Below are 17,814 nucleotides of genomic sequence, written 5' to 3' on the forward strand. Positions count from 1 at the left end.
CGGGCCTGGCGACGCCGCCGGATCCCGCGTGCCCCGGGCGGCGCGGCCTACCGGCCGCGGCGTGTGCCGGGGAGGTTTACGGGTATCCCGGCCGGGTGATCGGGGACGCACACCGTGTGCGGTCGGATGGTGCCCGGACGTGTGAACGTCTGCCGACGCCTCGTTGCCGAGAGTGGTCGGGTAATTGTCGGAGTGTCAGTTCATCGAACCGACTAATGCGACAATTCGGAACAACGGCCCGAGGTCGGCGCTCGACTTCGTGACCCGCGAAACGGTTACGCGTTGTAGGAGGTGTGGGGCAGATGACGGCGTTCAATCGCGATCTACCTGCTGTCCCGCAGATCTACGAGCGCTCTCAGCAGGGCATTCGTAACGCTGTGCGGTCTGATCACTACCGTAACGAGGTTGCGCAGCGTCACCGCCGGAGGTCTAGGCTGTCTGCTGTTCCTGATGATCCATCCATCTCTAGTGATCGAGAATTCGACGTGACGAGTGCGTTGACGCTGCCCACGGGCAGCCAGCTGGCGTCGTCCTGGCCGGAGGCGCCCACCGGGTCCCAACCCCTGCCGTTCGAGCTGGACCACCTTCTCGCCCTCCGGGTACCCGGGCTGATCGCCACCCGCCGTCACATCCACTCGCACCCCGAACTCTCCGGCGAGGAGTTCGAGACCGCCGCGCTGGTCGCCCGGGAGCTCTCCCTGGCCGGGCTGAAGCCGCGGCTGCTGCCCAAGGGCAACGGGGTCATCTGCGACATCGACGGCCGGCCGGACGGCCCGGTGGTCGCGCTGCGCGCCGACATCGACGCGCTGCCGCTGACCGACGTCAAGGACGTGTCGTACCGGTCGACCGTGGACGGGGTCTGTCACGCCTGCGGCCACGACGTGCACACCTCGATCATGCTCGGCGTGGGCATGCTGCTGGCCCAGCTCGCCGACCGCGGCGAGCTGCCCGGCCGGGTCCGGCTGATCTTCCAGCCGGCCGAGGAGATCCTGCCCTGCGGCTCGCTCGAGGTCATCGAGGCCGGCGGGCTGGACGACGTGGTGCAGATCTTCGCGCTGCACTGCGACCCCAACCTGCCGGTCGGGCAGATCGGCCTGCGGGTCGGCCCGATCACTGCGGCCGCCGACAACGTCACCGTCCGGCTGACCGGGCCGGGCGGGCACACCGCCCGGCCGCACCTGACCGTCGACCTGGTCGACGCGCTCGGCCGGCTGATCACCGAGGTGCCCGCGCTGGTGAGCCGCCGGGTGCCGGCCAACAGCGGGCTGCTGCTGGTGTTCGGCCACGCCTCGGCCGGCACCCGGTACAACGTCATCCCGTCCGAGGCGTGCGCGGCCGGCACCCTGCGGGTGATGGACCGCGACACCTGGGAACTCGCGCCCAAGATCGTCGGTCAGGTGATCCGGGACGTCATCGCACCGACCGGCGCCACCGTCGACCTGGAGTACCTGCGTGGCCGCCCGCCGGTGAGCAACGACTCCCGGGCCATCCAGGTGCTGACCGCCGCCACCGCCGCCGCGCTCGGCCCGGACGGCGTCGCCGAGACCCCGCAGAGCATGGGGGGCGAGGACTTCTCCTGGTACCTGGAGTACGTGCCGGGCGCGCTGGCCCGGCTCGGCGTCGGCCGCTCCGGCCCGAACGTGGACCTGCACCGCGCCTCGTTCGACGTCGACGAGCGGGCCATCCCGGTCGGCGTACGCGTCATGGTGCAGACCGCGCTGCGGGCACTGGCGGCGGCGCGCTGACCGGCGGCGCCGGCTGGCGACGCCGCCGCCGGCGCAGCACCACCAGCAGCACCGTCAGCGGTACGCCGAACGCGATCAGCCAGGGCAGCAGCGCGCCCAGCACGGTCAGCAGCAGCGTCATCGAGGCCAGGAAGACCTTCCAGCCGCCCGCCAGCCCGACCAGGAAGCCGGTCTCCGGCTCCTCCTCGGCGGTGGTGGCGTCCGGGCCGACCAGCGACACGGTGATGGTCGACAGGGCGGTGAGGTCGGCCAGCCGGCGCTTCTTCGCCTCCAGCGAGGCGAGGTCCGCCTCGCGGCGGGCCAACTCGTTCTCCAGCGACACCAGGTCGGTGATCGACGTGGCCCGGGCGAGCAGGCGGCGGGCGCTCTCCACCCGGGCCCGCTGGCTGGTGATCCGGGCGTCGAGGTCGATCGTCTCCTCGGTGACGTCCTCGGTCTTGATGTCCCGGCGCTGCTGGCGGCCCAGCTTCGCGATCTCGTCGACGACCTCGTTGAACCTCGCCGCCGGCACCCGCAGCTGAAGCTCCGCCACCGCGTCGGCCGCCGAGCTGCGCCGCTCGTCACCGCCGACGAAACCGCCGGCCCGGGTGGCCGCGGCGGTCGCCTCCCGCGCGGCGGCGTCCACATCGTCCACCTGCACCCGCATCGTTCCGGTGTAGATGATCGCCCGCTGGTCGACCCGCAGGTCCGGTGCGCCGGCACCGGCCTGCTCCGGCGCCCCCGGGCCGGCCTTGTTCTGGTCCGCCGCGGCACCCGCCTCCTGCCCACCCGGCGCCACGGCCGCCGAGTCCCGGGCGCCGCCGGAGTCGCCGCTCCCGCAACCCGCGAGGGCCACCAGCGCGACGAGACCCGCCGCGACCAGCGCCGTCCCGCGGCAACGTGCTCTACGTCCGTCCATCCCCGTCCCTTCCTCCACCGCCCCGCTCCGGGGCGATAGCTCAGACGCGACGCGTCGGCACGTCGGTTCCGGCAGACTGCGCTCAGGACGTCACGATTCGATAATCGAGGAGTCACGATGCAGCTCACCAAGTACGCCCACTCCTGCGTGCGGCTGGAGCACGACGGGGGAGTGCTGGTCATCGACCCGGGCGGGTTCAGCGAGCCGGCGGCGCTGGACGGGGCGGACGCGGTGCTGATCACCCACGAGCACCCCGACCACGTCAACGTGGAGGCGCTGGTCCGCCACCTCGACCGGCGGCCGGTGCCCGTGTACGGGCCGTCCTCACTCGCCCGCACCCTCGGCGACGCGGCCGAGGCGCTCGAACCGGTCGAGGCGGGCCAGTCGTTCACCGCCGCCGGGGTGGCGGTCCGCGCCTACGGCGGGCGGCACGCCGTGATCCACCCCGACATCCCGGTGGTGGACAACCTGGGGTACCTGGTCAACGACGTCGTCTACCACCCCGGCGACTCGCTGGTCGTCCCCGACGACGTGCAGGTCGACACGCTCTTCGCGCCGATCCACGCACCCTGGTCGAAGTTCTCCGAGGTGGTCGACTTCATCCGGGCGGTCGCCCCGCGACGCGCCTTCGCCCTGCACGACGCGCTGCTCAACAGCAACGGCTACGGCGTACTCGACCGGCAGTACACCGCGCTGTCCAACTGCGAGTACCAGCGGTTGGAGCCGGGCACCAAGATCGACGGTTGAGGCGATGGCCGGCCCCTCCCGCGACCTCGTCCAGCAGCTCTACAGCACGCCGCCCGACCGGTTCGTCGCGGCCCGCGACGCGGCCGCCGCCGAGGCCCGCCAGGCCGGCGATCCGAAGACCGCCCGGGAGATCGCCAAGCTGCGCCGGCCCACCGTGGCCGCCTGGCTGGTCAACCTGCTCGCCCACCGCCGTCCCGAACTGGTCGCCGACCTGACCCAGCTGGCCGAGGCGCTCCGGTCCGCCCAGCGCGAGCTGCGCGGCCCCCGGCTGCGGGAACTCTCCGCCCAACGGCGGGCGGTGGTCGGCGCGCTGGTCGGCGAGGTCCGGAAGCTGGCGGCGCGGACCGACGGGGCGCCGCCGGCCGGAAAGCTGCCGCTGGCCGAGGTGGAAGCGACGTTGCACGCTGCGCTCTCCGACACCGAGGTGGCCGAGCAGGTCCGGGCCGGCCGGCTGCTGCGGGCGGCCAGCTACGCCGGCTTCGGCGAGGTGCCCCGGCCGCAGCTGCGGCTGGTCACCGGCGGGGAGGAGGCGGAACCGGAGCCGCACCGGCCGGAACGCGGCCGTCCGGACCGGGCCGCCCTCCGGGCGGAACAGGCCGAACGGGCCGCCCGGGCGGAGCGGGCCCGGCAGCGCCGGGCGCTGGAGAAGGAGCTGGCGAAGGCGCGTACCGAACAGGAGCGGGCGGAGGCGGAGCTGGCCGGCGCGGCGGCGGCCGAACGCGACGGGGCCGCCGCCCTGGACGCCGTCGAGGCGGAGCTGGCCGAGCTGGAACGCCGGCGGGCGGTCGCCGAGCAGGAACTGAGCCGGTCCAAGCTGGCCCGCCGCGCCGCCGAACGGTCGCTCACCGCCGCCCGCCGCCGCACTGGCGAGGTGGAGGCGGCGGTGGAGGCTCTGGACGCCGAAGAGGGGGGCTGACGACGCGTACGGGGCAGGGCACACTGATCCCCGATGAGCGGACGGCGGGGAGCGGGCGGATGACGCCGGAACAGCTCGCCGCGGCCAGCAAGCCGATCGTGCTCGAACTCGGCGACGCGTACACCCGGTGCCCGACCACGCTGCGCCGGGCCCGGCTGCTCGGCATCTCCGGCTGGGCGTTCTACATCACCGGCCGGGCCGGCGCGCTCGGCGACGTCCGGGCCGAGACGGCGGCCGCGGCGCTCGGGTTCATCGAACCCGGCGCGGTGGCCGACGGCTGGGACGCGGCGGCTCGGACCATCCGGCCGTTCGAGGTGGCCCTCGCCAGCCTCGCCGAGTGCTGCCGCTGGGGCGACGAGCGGCTGGCCGCGTTCCCCGCCGTGGAACGCCTCGCCGACCTGCTCGAACGCGCGGTGCTCGCCGCCGACGCCAGCGGCATGCCGCTCTTCGCCGCCTGGCGCGCGGTGACCGTGCCGGGGCAGACCCCGGGGGCCCGGGCCGCGGCCGGGCTGCGCCTGCTGCGGGAGCACTTCACCGGTGCGCACCTGCTCGCCGTACGGGCCAGCGGGATGAGTCCGCTGGAGGCGGTGCTGGCCGGGCCGGAGGGGGAAGCCGGGGCGGTGGCCTGCGGCTGGCCGCCGCCGTACCCGCCGGTGGGGCCGCTGGTGCGACGCCGGCTCTGGGCCGAGGCGGTGACCGACCGGCTGACCACCGCCGCGTTCGGGGCGCTCGGACCGGCCGACGGCACCGAGCTGCTGGAGCTGCTCGCCGCCACCCGGGCCCACCTGATCCCCCGGTAATTCGGCGGCGCTTCCCGGGCCGGCCTGTCAGGATCGCCCCCGTGAATCTCCCCGCCGGCTGGATGGCCCGCCGTCCCACCCTCGACGACACCGACGCGATCCTGGCGGTGGTGCACGCCGCCGACACCTTCGCCGTCGGCTACCCCGACTTCGACGCCGACGACGTGCGGGACGCGCTCACCGCGCCCTTCGTCGACCCGCGGCACGACTCGTGGCTGGTCACCGACCCCGAGGGAGCGGTGGTCGGCTGGGCGATCCTGTCGAATCCGACCGGCGTGGGCCGCGAGTTCGTCGAGGTCTACGTCGACCCGGAGCGCGGCGAGGGGGTGCGCGCGCCGCTGCTCGCCCGGCAGCTCGACCGGATCGCCGAACGGGCCGCCGAGCGGGGGCGGCCGGAGCTGACCGTACGTACAGCGGTGTTCGCGCCGGAGACCCGCTGGGCGGCCGAGCTGGCCGAGGCCGGGTTCAACCGTGCCAAGCGGTATGTGCGGATGCGCCGCGAACTGTCCGACCTGCCCGCCGAGCCGGCGCTGCCGCCGGGCATGGCGGTCCGGCCGCTGCGCGCCGACGACGAGGCCGACCTGCGGCAGTTCCACCAGATCTACGACACCGCGTTCCGGGACACCCCGGATTACGAGCCGGCCGGCTTCGACCGCTGGCGCGAGGCGATCCCCGCGCACCGCGCGCTCTGGGACGAGTGGTTCGTCGCCGAGGTCGACGGGGTGCCCGCCGGCGCGCTGCAGTCCTCCGACCAGGCGCTGGACCAGGACGAGGGCTTCGTCCGGACGCTGTCGGTGCTGCCCGCGTACCGACGGCGCGGGGTGGGCGCGGCCCTGCTGTGGCGCGCTTTCACGACGTACGCCGCGAAGGGGCGCAAGTACGCCGGGCTGGGCGTGGACCTGGCCAACCCGACCGCCCCGGTGACCCTCTACCGGTCGGTCGGGCTGCGCGAGGTGCGCTGGACGGACATGTACGAGCGGGTGGTACCGGCCACCGGTGTGTGATTGACGACCCTGGCCGGGGCCGCCTCGTCGGCCGGTCCCGGCTGGGAGCAGACTGTGGGTCGTGGGATACGCGCGGCTAGGCCGAAGCGGTGCCGGTGGGACGGGACCGCAGCTCCGTGACGTAGTCGTCCGGCGCACCCGCCTTCTCGGCGGCGTTCGCGATCTCCGAGAGGTACCACGAGGTGGGCAGCCCACCCTCGTAGCCGTCGAACACGTAGATCCACGCGGTGACGTCCCCGTCGAGGGTCGAGATCCGCACGTGCAGCTTGCGGTACGTGCCGGAGGTCACCCCCTCGATCTCGTCGAGCTGGGCGGCGTCGTACGGGTGGATGTCGTAGAGCGCCACGAACACCCGGTCGCCGGGGGACTCGACGACGGTGCTGACCGCGCCCTCCCAGCCGATCACGTCCTCACCCGCGAAGGTGAGCCGCCAGCCCTCCAGCCAGCCGGTGCCCACCATCGGCGAATGCGGACAGTAGGCGCGCATCCGGGCGGGGTCGAGGTTTGAGCCGTAGGCGGCGTAATGACGCACGGCGATGACGATAGCCCGGCCGGCGGGTGGGGGAGAATACGACGGTGCGTGTCGGACGCGTTCGGGAGAAGAAAGTCACTGTGAGCATCGACGAAGGGCGAGCGCTGTGAGCCGGATCGTGATCATCGGCGGGGGGCCGGCCGGGTACGAGGCGGCGCTGGTCGCCGCCCAGCTGGACGCTGATGTCACCGTGGTGGAGGCCGAGGGTGCCGGCGGGGCGTGCGTGCTGTCCGACTGCGTCCCGTCGAAGACCTTCATCGCCAGTTCCGAGGTGGTGACCGGCTACCGGGACACCGAGGAGTTCGGCGTGCACTCCGACGGGCTGGAGGCGGTCACCGTCGACGCCCGGGCGGTGCACGAGCGGGTCAAGCGGCTCGCCCTGGCCCAGTCCGCCGACATCCACGCAAAGCTGCTCAAGGCCGGGGTGACCTTCGTCGCCGGCAGCGCCCGGCTCGGTGAGGACACGCTGGGTCACACCCACCGGGTGGTGGTCACGCCGGCCGAGGGCGGTGCCGAGTACTCGATCGACGCGTCCACGGTGCTGATCGCCACCGGCGCCACGCCGCGCCAGCTGCCCACCGCCGTGCCGGACGGCGAGCGCATCCTGACCTGGCGCCAGGTGTACGACCTGCCCGAGCTGCCCGAGCACCTGATAGTGGTCGGCTCCGGCGTCACCGGCGCCGAGTTCGCCAGCGCCTACCTCGCGATGGGCGTCGAGGTGACCCTGGTCTCCAGCCGCGACCGGGTGATGCCGCACGAGGACGCCGACGCGGCGATGGCCATCGAGCGGGTCTTCCGCAACCGGGGCATGAGCATTCTGAACAACTCCCGGGCCGACGCGGTCCGCCGGACCGACGACGGCGTCGAGGTCGAGCTCTCCGACGGCCGCAAGGTGTACGGCTCACATGCGCTGATCGCTGTCGGCTCCATCCCGAACACCGCCAACCTGGGCCTGGCCGAGTACGGCGTCGAGCTGGCCAAGGGCGGCTACGTCACGGTCGACCGGGTCTCCCGCACCAACGTCCCCGGCATCTACGCCGCGGGCGACTGCACCGGGGTGCTGCCGCTGGCCAGTGTCGCGGCGATGCAGGGCCGGATCGCGATGTGGCACGCGCTCGGCGAGGCGGTCCGGCCGTTGCGGCTGCGTACCGTCGCGGCGAACGTCTTCACCGACCCGGAGCTGGCCACCGTCGGCGTCTCCCAGGACGAGGTGGACGCCGGCAAGGTGCCGGCCCGGCAGGTGATGTTGCCGCTCTCCGGCAACGCGCGGGCCAAGATGGCCGACCTGGCCGACGGCTTCGTGAAGCTCTTCTGCCGGCCGGCCAGCGGCCAGGTGATCGGCGGCGTGGTGGTCGCCCCGAAGGCCAGCGAGCTGATCCTGCCGATCACCATGGCGGTGGAGAACAACCTGACCGTCAACGAGCTGGCCCAGACCATCACGATCTACCCGTCGCTGTCCGGCTCGATCAGCGAGGCGGCCCGCCAGCTCATGCTCCACGAACTGGAGTGACCCGCCGCCGGGGCTCGTCGATCGTGGCCCTGGGGTGCCGCGCGTTCCACCCCGGCACACCGGTCGCGCCGGGCACCCGGACGGCGTGTTCCACGCGGCGGCGCAGCAGGGTCAGCGCGACCGTGGCGAGCAGGGTCACCTCGGCGAGGATGAGCAGCCGCTCGATCAGGCCGAGCAGCACCCGGTCGCCGGGGTAGGCCGACCAGACCATCACCGCCGCCAGGGTCAGGCTGGCCAGGGCGAACCCGCGTACCCAGCGGCCGGCGGAGTCCGGCAGCCGGCGGGCGAGCAGCCAGCCGCCGACCGGCAGCGCCAGGAAGGCGACCACCGAGGCGTACCGGTGCACGTAGGCGGCGGTGTCCATGGGCAGCCCGGGCTCGTTGGTCGGCACCACCGCCGCGAGCAGCAGTCCGCCGACCCACGCGGCGAGCAGCACCTCCGCCAGCCGGCCGGCTCCGGTCTGGCGGGCGTCGGGTCGGCGGGCGTCGGGTCGGCGGGCGTCGGGTGGCGTGGCGGCCCGCCGCAGGGCGGGCAGGAGTGTGGCGGTGGCCACCGCCAGCACGACCATGGCCACGTCGATCACGCCGCCCCGGTCGGAGACGGCGTAGTCGCTGACGGTCAGCGACCAGGGATTCAGGTCCTCGTTCACCTCGAGGTGACCGATCACGGCGAGCAGCGCCGCCAGGGCGATCCCGCCGAGGGCCAGCAGGCCACTGTTCCGGGTTCCAGGCATGCCTCAGCCTGCCGCCGGAACCACCCGAAACGGATCGGGGCCGGACACCGAAATCGATCCCGGGGACCACCCCTAGAGGTCGGGCTTGATCGACTCCGGGTCGCCGATGTGGCGGGATCGACCGGACCCGGATGCTGCCATGGCGCCGACATGGCGCGCCGAGCCCCGCCCAGGGCGGCTAGTACTAGAACTAGTCGGCGGTCGCCTCGGCCGGGGTGGGGGGCTGCTGGCGGGCGCTGAGCAGGGTCATCGCCCAGCCGGCGGCGGCGAACCCGAGCGCGGCCACCCCGGCGACCACGGCCAGCCGCCACGCCGACCCGGTCAGCGCGGTCCCACCCAGGTGCCCGACCAGCGCGCCGTACGACGCCCAGGCCAGCGCCGCCATCGCCTCGTAGAGCAGGAACAGCCGGTACGGGTACCGGCTGCGCCCGGCCGAGAAGCAGGCCGCCATCCGCCCGCCCGGCACGAACCGGCAGAGCAGGATCACCAGCGGGCCGGGGCGGCGCAGTCCCCGGGTGACCCGGCCGGCGACCCGCCGGGCGCGGCCCGGTCCGCCCGGTCGGGGCGGCCGGCGGTCGGGCGCGCTCCGGCCGAGCAGGTAGCAGACCAGGTCGCCAACGAAGACGCCGAGCGCGCCGACGGCGATGGTCAGCGGCAGGCTCAGCCCGCCGTACACGGTGAGCGCGCCGCTGGTGATCATGACGACCTGGGTGGGGATCACCGGCACGAAGGCGTCCGCGACCAGCAATCCGAGCAGCGCGAGGTACGCCCAGGTCGGCGATGCGACCTCAGTGAGTAGTTCGGGCACGACTGCCACCTCGCCGGACGGGGCCGATTGGGTGTACCGAGCCTGACGTCTCCGCCGGCGCCACCGGGAACGGGCCTGGCCGGTGGTGACCACCGACACGGCTGCGCCACCCCGGGTCCAACGATCGGACGTCCGGGACGTGACGGCGGCGTCGGCGGTCGGCGGATCGGCGGTGGTCGGCGTACCGTTGTCGGCGCGCGGCCCAGGACCGTCGGGTCCCCCGTTTCCGACGGCGGGCCGCCGCGGGCCGCCGGCAGGTCCCGTGCCGGCGGCCCGCCACCGCTTCCCACCCGTCCGGCCGCGCTCCGCCGGGAAATGCGGGTGCGGGCCGCGCCGCGGCCGGCGTACCGTCGCGGCATGCGCAGTGCGGTGCTGACCACGACGCCGGGGAACCCCGGCGTGCCGTACTGACCAATCCGTCGACGAGGCCCCGGGGCGATCCGCCCCGGGGCCTCATGGCGTTCCGGACCGGCTCGCCCGCGGGGCGTACCCGAACCAGGAGCGCGACATGATCGACCACCGCAGGCTCGGCCGGGAGCTGGACCTGTTCGTCTCCGACCCGCTGGCCGGCGCCGGACTGCCGATCTGGCTGCCGGCCGGCGCCGCCGCCCGGCACGCCGTCGAGGAGTACGTGCGGGAGCTGGAGCGCCGGGCCGGCTACCGGCACGTCTACTCCCCGCCGCTGGGCAAACGGCAGCTCTTCGAGATCTCCGGCCACCTCGACCACTTCGCCGACGACATGTTCCCGCCGCTGCGGCTCAGCGCCGACGACGAGTTCGTGCTCCGGCCGGCGCTCTGCCCGCACCACGCCCTGGTCTACCGGTCCCGGGGGCGCTCCTACCGGGAGCTGCCGCTGCGGATCGCCGAGCTGGGCGGGATGTACCGGGCCGAACGCTCGGGGGTGCTCGGCGGGCTGTCCCGGGTGCGCGCCATCTCGCTCAACGACGCGCACAACTTCTGCGCGCTGGAGCAGGTGGGTGCGGAGGTCGCCGCCATCCTCGGGCTGATCCGCGAGGCGCACGGGGCGCTCGGCGTACGGCCCGCCGGCTACCGGCTGTCGCTGCGCGGGCCGGAGCAGCGCTACGTCGGCGACGACGCGCAGTGGGCGCGGGCCGAGGAGCTGCTGCGGGAGGCCCTGGCCGGGGTGGAGTACGCCGAGGCACCCGGCGACGCGGCCTTCTACGGCCCGAAGATCGACATTCAGATCGTGGACGCCGCCGGCCGGGAGTCGACCCTGTCCACCGTGCAGCTCGACTTCGACAAGCCGGCGAAGTTCGACCTCTGGTACACCGACGCTGACGGGGCGCGGCGCCGTCCGGTGATGGTGCACCGGAGCCTGGTCGGCAGCATGGAGCGGCTCTTCGCGTACCTCATCGAGGTGCACCAGGGTGCGTTCCCGGCCTGGTACGCCCCGGTCCAGCTCGTGGTGCTGCCGGTCGACGACGGGCAGGCCGGGGCGGCCGACCGGTTCGTCGCCGACGCGCTGGCGGCCGGGCTGCGGGCCGAGGTCGACGCCGCCGGCTCGCTGGGCGCCCGGGTACGCGACGCCGCCCGGCGGCGGGTGCCGTACGTCGCGGTGATCGGGCCCCGCGAGGCGGCCGACGGGCGGGTCTCGCTGCGGCTGCGCGACGGCCGCGGGTTGGATCCGATGCCCGCCGGCGACGCGCTCGGGCTGGTCGCCCGCGTGGTGGCCGCCCGCTCGGCCGACCTGCTCGGCGAGGGCTGAGCCCGCGCCGGGCAGGTCCGCGACGCCCCCGGCCCGGTCGGTTCCGATGCGGGCCGGGGCGTCCGACCGTAGCGTGGCGGACAGGAGGAGACCGTGGCCCACGCAGCAGTCGCGCACCGCACCGTCGACGTCGACGGGATCGACGTCTTCTACCGGGAGTCCGGGCCGCCGGACGCCCCGGTGATGCTGCTGCCGCACGGCTACCCGTCGTCGTCGTTCCAGTTCCGCAACCTGCTGCCCGCACTCGGCGATCGGTGGCGGGCGATCGCGCCGGACCTGCCGGGTTTCGGCTACAGCGACACGCCGGACCCGGCCCGGTTCGGGTACACCTTCGACGCCTACGCCGAGCTGCTGCGCCGGTTCGCCGAGGTGCTGTCGCTCACCCGCTACGTGATCTACCTGCAGGACTACGGCAGCCAGTTCGGGCTGCGGCTGGCGATGGCCGCGCCGGAGCGGGTGGCCGGCCTGGTCATCCAGAACGGCGATATCTACCCCGACCAGCACGGCCCCAGGTACGAGCCGCTGAAGCGGTTCTGGCGCGACCCCACCGACGAGGGTCGGGCCCGCCTCGCCCAGGCGGTCAGCGAGGCGGGCTTCCGCGGCGAGTTCCTCGGTGAGCTGCCGGACGGGCTGACCGACCGGGTCAGCCCCGACCTGTGGCGGCTGTCCTGGGCCCAGGTCCGGGCCGAACCGGCGCGGCGGGACAACCTGGTCCGCCTCCTGGCCGACCAGGGCAGCACCGTCGCCTGGTTCCCGCGTCAGCAGGAGTACCTGCGGACCCACCGGCCGCCGACGCTGATCGTGTGGGGACCGCACGACGGCTACATGCCGGCCGGCGCGGCCCGCGCCTACCTGCGGGACCTGCCCGACGCGGAGCTGCACCTGCTCGACGGCGGGCACTGGTTGCTGGAGACGCATCTCGACGAGGTGGTGCGCCTGCTGCGGGACTTCCTTGACCGGGTCCACCGCTGACATTCACCGCGCCACCGGCTCGGCGGCGACCTCGTCGTCGACCACCGATCGGGCGAACTGGGCCTGGTGCAGCCGGTGGTACGCGCCGCCGGCGGCGAGCAGCTCCTCGTGCGTGCCCTGCTCGACGATCCGGCCGTCCTCCATCATCAGGATCAGGTCGGCGTCCCGGATGGTGGAGAGCCGGTGCGCGATCACGAAGCTGGTCCGGTCCGACCGCAGCGCGGCCATCGCCCGCTGGAGCAGCACCTCGGTACGGGTGTCCACCGAGCTGGTCGCCTCGTCCAGGATCAACAGCGACGGCTCGGCCAGGAACGCCCGGGCGATGGTGATCAGCTGCTTCTCGCCGGCGCTGACGTTGCTGCCCTCCTCGTCGATCACCGTGTCGTAGCCGTCGGGCAGGCTGCGGACGAACCGGTCCACGAAGGTGGCCCGGGCGGCGGCCAGGATCTCCTCGTCGGTGGCGTCGGGTCGCCCGTACGCGATGTTGTCCCGGATGGTGCCGCCGAAGAGCCAGGTGTCCTGGAGCACCATCCCGATCCGGCCGCGCAGGTCGTCGCGGCGCATCGTGGTGACGTCCACCCCGTCCAGGGTGATCCGGCCGGCGTCCAGCTCGTAGAAGCGCATGACCAGGTTGACCAGGGTGGTCTTGCCGGCCCCGGTCGGGCCGACGATGGCCACCGTGTGGCCCGGCTCGGCCACCAGCGACAGGTCCTCGATCAACGGCTTGTCCGGCTCGTACCGGAACGACACGTGCTCGAACTCGACCCGGCCGCGCGGTTCGCGCACCCGGGCCGGCTCGGCCGGGTCCGGGCTCTGCTCCTCGGCGTCGAGCACCGCGAACACCCGCTCGGCCGAGGCCACCCCGGACTGGAGCAGGTTGGCCATCGACGCGACCTGGGTCAGCGGCTGGGTGAACTGCCGGGAGTACTGGATGAATGCCTGCACGTCGCCGAGGCTCATCGCCCCGGTGGCCACCCGCAGGCCGCCGACCACGGCGATCGCCACGTAGCTGAGGTTCCCGATGAACATCATCGACGGCATGATGATCCCGGAGATGAACTGGGCGCCGAAGCTGGCCTTGAACAGCTCCTCGTTCTTCGCGGCGAAGGCGGCCTCCACCTCCCGCTGACGGCCGAAGACCTTGACCAGCTCGTGCCCGGTGAACGCCTCCTCGATCTGGCCGTTCAGCTGGCCGGTGTGCGTCCACTGGGCGATGAACTGGCGCTGCGACCGCTTGGCGATCTGCTGGGTGACCAGCACCGAGAGCGGCACCGCGACGAGGGCGATGAGGGCCAGCAGCGGCGAGATCCAGAACATCATCGCCAGTACGCCGACCACGGTGAGCAGCGAGGTGAGCAGCTGGCTCAGCGTCTGCTGGAGGCTGGTCGAGATGTTGTCGATGTCGTTGGTGACCCGGCTCAGCAGCTCACCGCGCGGCTGCCGGTCGAAGTAGGGCAGCGGCAGCCGGTTGAGCTTGTCCTCCACGTCGGCGCGCAGCTTCTGCACGGTCCGCTGCACGACGCCGGTGAGCAGCCAGCCCTGCCACCACATCAGCAGGCTGGCGGCGAGGTAGAGCCCGAGCGCGAACAGCAGCACCTGGCCCAGCGCCGCGAAGTCGATGCCGACCCCGGGCACCACGTCCATCCGGGCGAGCATGTCGGCGAAGCTGTCGTTGCCGGCCGCCCGGGCGGCGGCCACCGCCTGCTCGGCGGTGGTGCCCGCCGGCAGTTGCCGGCCGATCACCCCGGTGAAGATCAGGTCGGTGGCGTGGCCGAGCACCTTCGGTCCGATCACGCTGAGCCCGACGCTGACCACCGCCAGCGCGATGATCGCACCGAGGTGGAGCCGGTGCGGCCGGAGTCGGCCGAGCAGCCGCCGCGCGGACGGCCCGAAGTTCATCGACCGTTCGGCGGGCATCCCGGCGCCCATCCACCCGCCGCCGCGCTGCCCACCACCGGGCAACCGCCTCGGCCCGTCGGCCGCCGGCTTCTGCGCGGGAACGGCCGCCCGCGCCCTGTGCTGCCCGGTCAGGTCGGCGTCGGCCCGAGGTTCGGCCGCGCTCTGCCTGGCGACTCGCTTGCTGCGCTCGCTCACGCCGGCACCTCCGCGGTCTGCTGGGAGGCGACGATCTCCGCGTAGGTCGGGCAGGTCTTCAGTAGCTGTTCGTGTCGGCCCACCCCGACCACGCCCCCGTTCTCCAGCACGATGATCTGATCGGCGTCGACGATCGTGGAGACCCGCTGGGCCACGATCACCACGGCGGCGTCGGCGGTGACCGGCCGCAGCGCCGCCCGTAGCCGTGCGTCGGTGCCGAGGTCGAGCGCCGAGAACGAGTCGTCGAAGAGGTAGATCTCCGGCCGGCGGACCAGCGCGCGGGCGATCGCCAGCCGCTGCCGCTGTCCACCGGAGACGTTGGTGCCGCCCTGCGCGATCGGTGCCGCCAGCCCTTCCGGCATCGCGGCCACGAAGTCCCGGGCCTGGGCGATCTCCAGCGCCGCCCACAGTTCCGCGTCGGTGGCGTCCGGGTTCCCGTAGCGCAGGTTGCTCGCCACCGTGCCGGTGAACAGGTACGGCCGCTGCGGCACCAGACCGATCCGCCGCCACAGCTCGTCCGGCGCCAGCTCGCGCACGTCGATCCCGTCGACCAGGACCGCGCCTGCGGTGGCGTCGACCAGCCGGGGGATCAGCGACAGCAGGGTGGTCTTGCCCGCGCCGGTGCTGCCGACGATCGCCGTGGTGGTCCCGGCGGTGACCCGGAACGAGACGTCCCGCAGTACCGGCTCGGCCGCGCCCGGGTACTGGAACCGCACCCCGCGCAGCTCCAGTTCGCCGCGCGTCGGCACCTCGGTCACCGGCGCCGTCGGGGGCAGCACCGACGAGTCGGTGTCCAGCACCTCGACGATGCGTTCCGCGCCGACCGCCGCGCGCGGGACCATCATCAGCATGAAGGTGGCCATCATGACCGCCATCAGGATCTGCATCAGGTACTGCAGGAAGGCGGTCAGCGCGCCGACCTGGATCGCCCCGGCGTCCACCCGCTGCGCGCCGAACCAGAGCACCGCGACGCTGGAGACGTTGAGCACCAGCATCACCACCGGGAAGACCAGCGCCATCAGCCGGCCGGTCTGCAGCGCGGTCGCGGTCAGGTCGGCGTTCACGGTGGCGAAGCGGCGCGTCTCGTGCGGCTCGCGGACGAACGCCCGGACCACCCGGATGCCGGTGATCTGCTCGCGCAGCACCCGGTTCACCGCGTCGATGCGGGTCTGCATGAGCCGGAAGCCGGGCACCATCCGCCGGGTCACCAGCCCGAGCGTGACGGCCAGCACCGGCACGCTGACCAGCATCAGCCAGGACAGGCCGACGTCCTCGCGCAGCGCCATCACCACGCCGCCGACGCTCATGATCGGTGCGGCCACCAGCATCGTGCAGCTCATCAGGACGAGCATCTGCACCTGCTGGACGTCGTTGGTGTTGCGGGTGATCAGCGACGGCGCCCCGAACCGGGCGACCTCGCGGGCCGAGAACCGGTTGACGTGCGTGAAGATGGCGGCCCGGACGTCCCGGCCGAAGCCCATCGCGGTCCGCGCGCCGAGGTGGACCGCGCCGATCGAGCAGACGATCTGCGCCAGGCTGACCAGCAGCATCCAGCCGCCGGTACGCAGGATGTAGTCGGTGTCGCCGCGGGCCACACCGAGGTCGATGATGTCGGCGTTGAGGCTGGGCAGGTAGAGCGAGGCCATGGTGCCGACGAACTGGAGCAGCACCACCGCGGTCAGCGCCCGGTGGTACGGCCGCAGGTGGTCGCGGAGCAGTCGGATCAGCACGCCGGACCTCCCGGCAGGTCGGCGCGGCCCGGCCCGGGCGGTTCCTCCGCGCTACCGATGACCTCCAGCAGGAACTCGCGGATGACGGCGGCCTTCGCCGGGTCGGCGTCGACCGAGGTGAGCGGGGGATCGGACTGGATCAGGGTGGTCAGGGCCGCCAGCCGCGCCCGGCCCCCGTCGGTGATCGCGAGCCGGACGCTGCGCCGGTCGCTCTCGTCGCGCTGCCGCTCGACCAGCCCGTCGCGTTCGAGGGTGTCGATGATGCCGGTCAGGGTGGCCGGCCGGACGAAGCAGCGTTGGGCGACCTCGCCGTGCGGCAGCGCGCCGTGCTTGTCGAGCGTCATCAGCGTGACCATGCCGGCCTGGGTGAGGTTGAACCGCTCCGCCAGGAGGCGGTTCCACCGCTGGCTGACCACGTGGCCGGCGACCACCAGGAGCCGGCCGATCGGTACGTCGTGAAGAGTGACCAGATGCACGGAGCTATGTTAGCCCCCTGATTGTCAGGCCCCAAACAAAATAGCCACGGCGGCGCCGACGAACACGACCTGGAGAGCGGTGCGCGGCCCGAGCGGGGTCACCGGCTTGCCGGCGAGGGTGAGCCCGCGCCGGGCGGCGGAGACGTTGGCCGGAAACATGGCGAGCATCAGCACGGCCAGCCCCGCCGCCGCCCAACCGGCGGTGGCCGGGACGAGCAGCGCCACCGCGCCGGCCAGTTCCAGCACGCCGGTGAGGGTGACCAGCAGGTCCGGCCGGGGCAGCCCGGGCGGAACCATCGCGATCAACCCCGACCGCCGTGGCTCGGCGAAGTGCGCGAAGCCGGTCAGCACGAACATCAGGGCGAGCCCGACCCGCAGGGCGGGGTGCCAGCCATCGAGAACGTCGACGCCGGCCAGCCCGACCAGCCGGGCGAGGGTGGTGCCGAGCGCCAGCGCGATCAGCGGAGCCATGGCGAACCTCCAACCAAAAACTTGTCGCTGACAAGATTGCCCTCCGGATACCCATCTTGTCAACGGCAAGATAGGCTGGCGGCATGACCGGCAAAGCTGCCTACCACCACGGCGACCTGCGCCGCGTCCTGCTCGCCGCCGCGGTGCAGGCGATCGAGGAGTCCGGCGTCACCGCGCTCAGCCTGCGCGACCTGGCCCGCCGGGCCGGCGTCTCACACGCCGCGCCGGCGCACCACTTCGGCGACAAGGCCGGGTTGCTCACCGCGCTCGCCGTCGAGGGGTTCGACCTGCTCGCCGACCGGCTGCACGGTGCCGGCGGCGACATGCTGGAGGCCGGCGTCGCGTACGTCGACTTCGCGGTCGGGCACCGCGCGCACTTCGAGGTGATGTTCCGCCCGGAGCTCTACCGGGCGCACGACGCCGAGGTGCGCGCGGCGCGGGCGCGGTCCGGCGCCGCGCTCAACGCGGGGGTGGCGAGGCTGCCCGACCGGCCGGGCGCCGACCCGGGGCAGGACGCCCTGGCCGCGTGGTCGATCGTGCACGGCTTCGCCACGCTCTGGCTTTCCGCGGCGCTGCCGGAGAGCGTCGGCGACGATCCCCGCGAGGCGGCCCGGGAGGTGATCCGCCGCCTCTTCTGGTGACCGCCGCCGAC

16 protein-coding genes and 1 pseudogene are annotated in these 17,814 nt (G+C 73.5%); 9 read left to right on the forward strand and 8 right to left on the reverse strand.

The window, feature by feature from the left end:
• Nucleotides 1–485: 485 nt before the first annotated feature.
• Nucleotides 486–1,745 carry an amidohydrolase gene (locus FHX32_RS13660; protein WP_167181570.1) on the forward strand — a complete coding sequence of 420 codons (1,260 nt, stop codon included), beginning with the start codon at nt 486–488 and terminating at the stop codon, nt 1,743–1,745.
• On the opposite strand, the gene FHX32_RS13665 is transcribed toward FHX32_RS13660, so the two are convergent.
• A complete protein-coding gene (locus tag FHX32_RS13665; protein WP_167181572.1) occupies nt 1,702–2,643 on the reverse strand; it encodes a DUF4349 domain-containing protein in 942 nt (313 codons plus the stop codon). The two genes, FHX32_RS13660 and FHX32_RS13665, sit on opposite strands and share 44 nt — an antisense overlap.
• Nucleotides 2,644–2,760: 117 nt before the next feature.
• On the opposite strand from FHX32_RS13665, the gene FHX32_RS13670 reads away from it, so the two are divergent.
• Genes FHX32_RS13670 through FHX32_RS13685 form a run of 4 tightly spaced genes read left to right on the forward strand, consistent with a single transcriptional unit; the run spans nt 2,761 to nt 6,110 of the window.
• Nucleotides 2,761–3,390 carry an MBL fold metallo-hydrolase gene (locus FHX32_RS13670; protein WP_167181574.1) on the forward strand — a complete coding sequence of 210 codons (630 nt, stop codon included), beginning with the start codon at nt 2,761–2,763 and terminating at the stop codon, nt 3,388–3,390.
• Nucleotides 3,391–3,394: 4 nt separating this feature from the next.
• Nucleotides 3,395–4,306, forward strand: a complete 912-nt coding sequence (locus tag FHX32_RS13675; RefSeq protein WP_167181576.1) for a hypothetical protein — start codon at nt 3,395–3,397, stop codon at nt 4,304–4,306.
• A gap of 59 nt (nt 4,307–4,365) precedes the next feature.
• Complete coding sequence (locus tag FHX32_RS13680; protein WP_167181578.1) at nt 4,366–5,106, forward strand: SCO6745 family protein; 741 nt, start codon at nt 4,366–4,368, stop codon at nt 5,104–5,106.
• 41 nt (nt 5,107–5,147) lie between these two features.
• Nucleotides 5,148–6,110 carry a GNAT family N-acetyltransferase gene (locus FHX32_RS13685; RefSeq protein ID WP_167181580.1) on the forward strand — a complete coding sequence of 321 codons (963 nt, stop codon included), beginning with the start codon at nt 5,148–5,150 and terminating at the stop codon, nt 6,108–6,110.
• 76 nt (nt 6,111–6,186) lie between these two features.
• On the opposite strand, the gene FHX32_RS13690 is transcribed toward FHX32_RS13685, so the two are convergent.
• Nucleotides 6,187–6,642 carry a gamma-glutamylcyclotransferase family protein gene (locus FHX32_RS13690; protein ID WP_167181582.1) on the reverse strand — a complete coding sequence of 152 codons (456 nt, stop codon included), beginning with the start codon at nt 6,640–6,642 and terminating at the stop codon, nt 6,187–6,189.
• Between the two features lie 106 nt (nt 6,643–6,748).
• Between FHX32_RS13690 and FHX32_RS13695 the strand changes: the two genes are divergently transcribed.
• Entirely contained in the window at nt 6,749–8,152 is a 1,404-nt protein-coding gene (locus FHX32_RS13695) for an NAD(P)H-quinone dehydrogenase (protein ID WP_167181584.1), read from the forward strand.
• Here FHX32_RS13695 and FHX32_RS13700 read toward each other — a convergent pair.
• Both FHX32_RS13700 and FHX32_RS13705 read right to left on the reverse strand, forming a co-directional pair.
• Nucleotides 8,130–8,885, reverse strand: coding sequence for a DUF998 domain-containing protein (locus tag FHX32_RS13700; RefSeq protein ID WP_167181586.1), 756 nt, complete (start codon nt 8,883–8,885; stop codon nt 8,130–8,132). The two genes, FHX32_RS13695 and FHX32_RS13700, sit on opposite strands and share 23 nt — an antisense overlap.
• A 190-nt stretch (nt 8,886–9,075) precedes the next feature.
• A complete protein-coding gene (locus tag FHX32_RS13705) occupies nt 9,076–9,693 on the reverse strand; it encodes a DedA family protein (protein WP_167181588.1) in 618 nt (205 codons plus the stop codon).
• A gap of 505 nt (nt 9,694–10,198) precedes the next feature.
• Between FHX32_RS13705 and thrS the strand changes: the two are divergent.
• A pseudogene (gene thrS / locus FHX32_RS13710) lies at nt 10,199–11,419 on the forward strand (threonine--tRNA ligase); the annotation flags it as partial.
• Between the two features lie 93 nt (nt 11,420–11,512).
• The gene (locus FHX32_RS13715) at nt 11,513–12,391 is read left to right on the forward strand and encodes an alpha/beta fold hydrolase (RefSeq protein WP_486481050.1); all 879 of its coding nucleotides are present in this window, start codon (nt 11,513–11,515) and stop codon (nt 12,389–12,391) included.
• Between the two features lie 3 nt (nt 12,392–12,394).
• On the opposite strand, the gene FHX32_RS13720 is transcribed toward FHX32_RS13715, so the two are convergent.
• The 4 genes from FHX32_RS13720 to FHX32_RS13735 all read right to left on the reverse strand — a co-directional run bounded on the left by FHX32_RS13720 (nt 12,395) and on the right by FHX32_RS13735 (nt 17,162).
• Nucleotides 12,395–14,320 carry an ABC transporter ATP-binding protein gene (locus FHX32_RS13720; RefSeq protein WP_486481109.1) on the reverse strand — a complete coding sequence of 642 codons (1,926 nt, stop codon included), beginning with the start codon at nt 14,318–14,320 and terminating at the stop codon, nt 12,395–12,397.
• A gap of 161 nt (nt 14,321–14,481) precedes the next feature.
• Nucleotides 14,482–16,215, reverse strand: a complete 1,734-nt coding sequence (locus FHX32_RS13725; protein WP_167181592.1) for an ABC transporter ATP-binding protein — start codon at nt 16,213–16,215, stop codon at nt 14,482–14,484.
• The gene (locus FHX32_RS13730; protein WP_167181593.1) at nt 16,209–16,691 is read right to left on the reverse strand and encodes a MarR family transcriptional regulator; all 483 of its coding nucleotides are present in this window, start codon (nt 16,689–16,691) and stop codon (nt 16,209–16,211) included. Before FHX32_RS13730 ends, FHX32_RS13725 begins: the two co-directional genes overlap by 7 nt.
• A 24-nt stretch (nt 16,692–16,715) precedes the next feature.
• A complete protein-coding gene (locus tag FHX32_RS13735) occupies nt 16,716–17,162 on the reverse strand; it encodes a DoxX family membrane protein (protein ID WP_167181595.1) in 447 nt (148 codons plus the stop codon).
• Between the two features lie 83 nt (nt 17,163–17,245).
• On the opposite strand from FHX32_RS13735, the gene FHX32_RS13740 reads away from it, so the two are divergent.
• Nucleotides 17,246–17,803 carry a TetR/AcrR family transcriptional regulator gene (locus FHX32_RS13740; RefSeq protein WP_167181597.1) on the forward strand — a complete coding sequence of 186 codons (558 nt, stop codon included), beginning with the start codon at nt 17,246–17,248 and terminating at the stop codon, nt 17,801–17,803.
• Nucleotides 17,804–17,814 lie beyond the last annotated feature (11 nt).

The organism is Micromonospora sp. CNZ280, from assembly GCF_011759515.1.

What these genes read in the sequence shown, in the direction of transcription:
- FHX32_RS13665 (WP_167181572.1), bottom strand. Translation starts at nt 2,643, where the DNA reads ATGGACGGACGTAGAGCACGTTGCCGCGGGACGGCGCTGGTCGCGGCG.
- FHX32_RS13670 (WP_167181574.1), top strand. Translation starts at nt 2,761, where the DNA reads ATGCAGCTCACCAAGTACGCCCACTCCTGCGTGCGGCTGGAGCACGAC.
- FHX32_RS13675 (WP_167181576.1), top strand. Translation starts at nt 3,395, where the DNA reads ATGGCCGGCCCCTCCCGCGACCTCGTCCAGCAGCTCTACAGCACGCCG.
- FHX32_RS13680 (WP_167181578.1), top strand. Translation starts at nt 4,366, where the DNA reads ATGACGCCGGAACAGCTCGCCGCGGCCAGCAAGCCGATCGTGCTCGAA.
- FHX32_RS13700 (WP_167181586.1), bottom strand. Translation starts at nt 8,885, where the DNA reads ATGCCTGGAACCCGGAACAGTGGCCTGCTGGCCCTCGGCGGGATCGCC.
- FHX32_RS13720 (WP_486481109.1), bottom strand. Translation starts at nt 14,320, where the DNA reads ATGGGCGCCGGGATGCCCGCCGAACGGTCGATGAACTTCGGGCCGTCC.
- FHX32_RS13735 (WP_167181595.1), bottom strand. Translation starts at nt 17,162, where the DNA reads ATGGCTCCGCTGATCGCGCTGGCGCTCGGCACCACCCTCGCCCGGCTG.
- FHX32_RS13740 (WP_167181597.1), top strand. Translation starts at nt 17,246, where the DNA reads ATGACCGGCAAAGCTGCCTACCACCACGGCGACCTGCGCCGCGTCCTG.